The following is a 5,338-nucleotide window of genomic DNA, read 5'->3' on the forward strand; positions in this document are numbered from 1 at the left end:
TGAGCGGGCCCGACAGCGCACGGCCCGGTCGGATTCCTGGACGGGCCCGCGGCATGGCGGCCCGGCCGGGGAAGCCGCCCGGAAAACCGGTCGGTCGATTTTCCGGATGGTTCCGTGACCGGCTCGGTCGGGGAAACGGGCCGGTCACCAGGTGGCTCCTGGCCGGGATCGGCGTCACGCCCGGGAAGACGGTGGTCGGACACCGCTACTTCATAACACTGTTCGGCCGGACGGTGCGCACACGTTCTGACATCCGTATGTTTTCAGGATGGAGATCGCAAAGGTGGTCATCGGCCGGGGCGGGCTCTGCGCCGGGATGGGTTCGCGCCGAAGGCGGAAGTCATTCGATCGCCATCCAGTGTTTTACGACTGTTTATCATCTGCTCCTTTCCGGTGAACATGTGGAGGGTTGTCGGAAATTTTTCGACCGGAATGAGTGATGGCCTGCAGGGTGATTCACCCTGCGGTGACGGTGCAATTCATACCGACGTGGGAGGAGGGCCTGGGCAGGTCGCATGGTGGTGTCCTTACTCGTGGTATGCGATCTGAATCGGTGTTGTTTTTCCCCGGTGGACGAACAGGCCACGGCCGGCCGGCGTGCTGCCCCCGGTGTTACGTGACAGCCGGATGCCGAACAGATCGCCATCGCTGGGTGCTCCTGGCGCGAGGATCACTCCGCATCGTGACCGGCGGGCGTCCACCATGAACCCCCGGTACTGACTGGTCAGATCCTCGGTGGTGCCGGCGGCGACGAACGCGCATCCGCTGTCACGCGCGGTCCTGAGGAACTCGGATACGCGATCGGCGACTGGGGCGGTGGCCAGCAGTTCCGCGTCATCCATGATCGTGACTAGGCCGCCGGACGGGCCGGCTGCCGTCAGCGCCGCGTCGATGCCGGCGGCCTGGGCATCCGCGCCCAGCAGGTCGATCACGCCTGACCGGTCCGCGAGTGTGGACAACGGCGAGCGTCGCGGGGCCAGCAGCAGCAGTCGGGCACCGCCCGCCAGCAGCGACTCCGCCATGGTCAGCAGCGTCGAACTGCGGCCCGAGCGCGCGGGCCCGGCGATGACGAAGCCCGGCCCGTCGGCGGCGAGATCGATCTCAACCGGAGCGAGTTCGTCGCCGCCCGCACCGATCAGGGCTACCAGCGGCACCGGCTGCGGGCTCGGCCAACCTGCCGGCACCGACGGCTGCCCTGCCGGCAGCGGGCCCTCGAGCCCGTCCGTGCGGATGCCCGCCGGCTGGCTCGTCTGCGGGCCCAGGCCCGGATCCAGGTGTGATGGCGGGCCCGTCCGTGAGCTGTGCCCCGGGCCTGGGCGCAGTGCCCTGGTCTCGGTGACCGTGATGCGTGCTGGCAGCACATCGATACGGAACGGGCGGCGGTGGTCCTCGCGGGCACCGGTACCTGGCCCGGTCGGTACACCGTCGCGCGCGGCAGCCGCCTCGGCCAGCCGGTGCAGCGCTGCCACCTGTGCCCGGCCGGACGGATCGTCGTCGAGCAGAGCGATCTGGGTCTCGACCGTCCCTTCGAGCTGGAACCCCCGGCCCGGCGGCAGGTTGTCCGGTACGGCCGCGGGCGCAAGACCCACCATCGTGTAGTCGGACCTGTCGGCCATCCGCAGCATGAACCTGTTCTCGATCGCCGCGCTGAACCGTCCGGAGGCGCTGCGCCGGTCACCGGTCATGATGACCCGGACGCCGACGGACGGCCCTTCCCGCAGCACCCGGGCCAGCATGTCCACAAGCGCTCCACCGTCGGCTTCCTCGAAGGAGGCCAGAAAACCTTCGAAGCGGTCGATCAGCAGGAGCAGGTACGGTAGCGGGCGTTCGGGATCGGCTGATCGTTGCTCGGCGAGATCGGCGTATCCATGGACGGCGAAGATCTCCTGGCGTTCGACGATCTCGCGGATGATCCGGGTGAGCAGCCGCTGTACCCGTTCCGGCGCGTCCCGGCTGACCACGGCCCCGGTGTGCGGCAGGTGGACCAGCGGCGTCAGGGCGTTGTTGCCACAGTCCAACGCGTACAGGTGCACATCGTTGGAAGAGATGGACGCGGCTGTCGAGCCGGCGATGGTGCGCAGAACCGTCGACCGTCCGGACCGCGGCGCACCGACGAACAGCAGATGGCTCCCGTTGTCGATGTCGATCGTGTAGGGAAGCTGCGCCTGGATGCCGCAGTGGTCGGCCAGCCCGATCGGGACGGGAGGCAGCATGCCCGGGCCGCCGCTGTGCGGCTGCCGGGAGACGACCTGTGATTCCTCGGACACGGATCCGGACGTGAATCCGGGCATGGATGCGCTTACTGTCCGTAGGGTAAGTCGTTCTGGTAGCGGCGGTAACCAGGGGCTGCGCACTGGTTCGACCCCCAGGATGGCGGCCGCGTCCCGGACAGTCTCGACGAGCGTCCTCAGATCGGTGATCTCGTTGTCGGTGGTCCGTGGCCGAGGGGGAGCCGGCGCGGGCTGCCCCAGCGCGGCCCAGGTCAGCGGGGCGATCCAAGGCGGAGAAAGATCATTAAAGGCGGCACCGGCGGCACCGGTGGGTCGGCGGCCTCCGATCCGTCCGGACTGGAAGGGGACCAGGGAGGCGTGCCCAAGACGGGCGTAAGCCCGTCCGGGGGCCGACGGCGAGATGCGTGCCGCGTCAGGTGCGCCGATAACGTCGGTGCTCTCCGAAGCATCGGTGACACGCAACGCGATCCGCAGGTTCGTGTTCGCGCGGATCTCGGGGGACACCACGCCGCTGGGCCGCTGCGTCGCGAGCAGCAGGTGGATACCCAGCGAACGGCCTCGTTGCGCGATGTTGACCAGACCGGTGACGAAGGCGGGCAGCTCCCGGGCGAGCGAGGCGAACTCGTCGATGACCAGCAGCAGCCGGGGCAGCGGCAGCAGCGGCCCGCCGCTGCGTGTCCGTGCGTCACCAGGTGTCCGTGCGTCACCGGCGGCGGTGGCCAGAAAAATGTACTCTTCGATGTCCTTCGCGCCGACGTCGGCCAGGATGCGCTCACGCCGGCGTAGTTCCGCCGACAACGACTCCAGGGCGCGAGCCACCAGATGCGTGTCGAGGTCGGTCACCATGCCGACGGTGTGCGGGAGCCGGACACAGTCGGCGAAGGCGCTGCCGCCCTTGTAATCGATCAGCACGAACGCCATCGCGTCCGGCCGGTTGGCGACAGCCAGCGACGCCACGATCGACTGCAGTAGCTCGGACTTGCCGGAGCCGGTGGTACCAGCGATCAGCCCGTGCGGGCCGTCGCGGCGCAGGTCCAGCGTGAGCGGGCCGTCGAGGGACAGACCCACGGGGAAGGCTGTGCTGCGGGGGAGGAGCTGCCATCGGGCGGCTACCACCGCCGCGGTCGGAGGTTCCAGGCTGATCACGTCGAGGAGGCGGGCGGAGACCGGGAGCGACCCCTCGTCGTCCCCGCCGACGTCGCGTACCGGCGCCAGTGCGCGGGCAAGACGTTCGCACCAGGCCGCGGCGCCACTGACCGTGAGCGTCAGCTCCGGATCGTCGGAGGCCGCCGTGGCGACGAGATCCGGGCGGACGTCATGGACGACCTCGGTGCGGGTCTCCACGACCCGCAGACCTGTCGGGGTCTCCTCGGCCACGGCCTGGCATTCCTCGGGCAGCAGCCGGATGTCGCGGTCCAGGCAGATCGAACGGATGCCCAGCGCCGGCCCGTCCCGGAGCAGGGAGATCACACCGGGGATGGAGCGTAGCCGGCGGGCGCCGTCCATGATGACCAGCATGTCCGGGCCGTCGGTGAGCGGGTTCGCGCCGCCCGGCCGGGCCCGCGCCTCCGCCCGCGTCCCCAGTTGGCCGAGCAGTTCCCCGACCCGCCGGGCCCGCGAAGCGTCGTCCGTCCCGAGCAGGACGGTGGTGTCCTGGCCTTCGGTCGGACGGCAGTGCGGCAGCCAGCGCACCCAGTTCCACGCCTGCTCGCCGGAGCTGTCCGTGAGCACGCAGATCGCGAGATCGCGTGGGCTGTGCAGGACGGCCGCCTGCGCGACCAGCCAGCAGGCCAGCACCCGTGGGAGGTCGCCGCGGCCGGCGATACCGACAACGCCGCGTTCGGGCAGGGCGATCGTCACCGGGACGTCGGGGGCCGTCCAGGTGATCTCTCGTTTGTGCTCCTGTGCGGCCGGGTCCTCCATGACGACCTCGCTCGGCAGGTCGGCGGTGCCCAGGCGCAGGTGCAGGTAGTCGGGATCGTCCCGGCGGCGTTCCCACAGGCGTCCGCGTGGCCCGATGGCGGTGAGCAGGACGTTCGCCGGGTCCGGGAAGTCGCCGCGGCGGGCGGTGCGTTCGGTGCGGAGCGCCTGCTCGGCATCGTCCTCGACATCCTGACGCCTTTTGTGGTAATCGGTCAGCTGCTTACGGTAGCTACGCCTGCCATGACGGCTCCCCGAGACGTGCATGCCGATCATGCCTAGCGGGCCGACCACAGCCATCAGCAGGAAGTAGTACTGCCGGAAGACAAAGGCCATTGTGACGCCCGCGACCAGCGGAAGCGCCGCCATCAAGATCGGCGTGGGCCGCCGCTCCGGCTCGGAGGGTTCGCCGGGCAGTTTGTACCGTGCCCGCCGGATCGGCGGCAGCAGCCGGGGCGGCCGGTTGAAGTCCAGCCCCGACCCGTCGTCGGACGGTTTGAGCGCGGCGTCCGCCCGGCTTGGGACACCTGCCGCCAGCAGCACGGATCCGACTGTGAGCTGGGTGCTGCCGGCGGGCAGGTCGACCGCGGCGACCAGGGGCTCGCGTTCGACGAGCACGTCGCCGGTGTCTGGCCCGGCGGGAGCGGTGACCGGTGCGATCCGGCAGGCGCCGTCCACCGTCACGGTGATCGTCATGGCTTCGGCGGCGGCGCCCGGGTCGTCCAGGCGCACGGCGCAGGTCTCCGCGGTGCCGACCGTGAACTCGCCGGGGCCGAGCCGGTGGACGACCCCGGCGCCCGGCCCGCTGGTCACCCGGACTTCGACCAGGCCCGGTGGCTCGGGAGGAAGGCAGGCCACAGGCGAGTCGATGCTGATCAGAACACCGTCCCGGATCGGGGAGCCGGCGACGGTGAGCGTCTCGCCGACCGCACGGCCCTCGACGAACAGGCGCGGCCGACCCACGGGGAGAGCCGGTATGCCTGGACGGATGTGCCGTACCAGGGTGTCGGCGATCAGGCCGACGGGCGCGTCCGGATCGGTGTCCAGCAGGATGTCCGCACTGACATCCTGGGCTGGGTCAGCCACGGTGAGTGTCAGGCGCATGTAAGTACGATACGGCGTGATGCCGACAAAACGGGACGTGTCCACCGCGCCCGTGTCGGCCTCGGGAAGGCTCGAAACAAGGA

1 protein-coding gene is annotated in these 5,338 nt (G+C 70.1%); it reads right to left on the minus strand.

Annotated features, from left to right (window positions below):
* Nucleotides 1-527 precede the first annotated feature (527 nt).
* A complete protein-coding gene (locus AC5LUJ_RS09815) occupies nucleotides 528-5,237 on the minus strand; it encodes an FtsK/SpoIIIE domain-containing protein (RefSeq protein ID WP_493464808.1) in 4,710 nt (1,569 codons plus the stop codon).
* Nucleotides 5,238-5,338: the final 101 nt, after the last annotated feature.

Source organism: Protofrankia sp. CiP1_Cm_nod3 (assembly GCF_982290655.1).